The sequence below is a fragment of the Polynucleobacter sinensis genome (assembly GCF_001595985.1).
Taxonomy (GTDB): Bacteria; Pseudomonadota; Gammaproteobacteria; order Burkholderiales; family Burkholderiaceae; genus Polynucleobacter; species Polynucleobacter sinensis.
Genome location: NZ_LOJJ01000013.1, coordinates 1 through 268 on the forward strand (window position 1 = coordinate 1; position 268 = coordinate 268).

Below are 268 nucleotides of genomic sequence, written 5' to 3' on the forward strand. Positions count from 1 at the left end.
GGGTCAGTAAAAGTAACCCCTGTTAGTTTGGTATTACCTGTGTTTTCTACCGAGATGGTATACACAATGTTATCTGAGGCACTATCAATCGAAGTGGCGTTTGCATTTTTAGAGATCTCTAAATTAGGCAACAAGAGCACTTCCACTTCTTCGCTCGCGCTTAGGACACTCTCAGATCCCAAGGTTTCGCTTGCTGTCGCAACAACGGTATTGTCAATATCACCATCGCTAGAACGACCAATCGCATCAAAATCAGTTTGACTAATGT

The 268-nt window shown here is 42.9% G+C and carries 1 protein-coding gene; it reads right to left on the minus strand.

What is annotated here, in order from left to right; genetic code table 11:
• On the minus strand, positions 1-268 hold a 268-nt coding region (locus AOB49_RS09845; RefSeq protein WP_172793428.1), incomplete at both ends, for a DUF7507 domain-containing protein.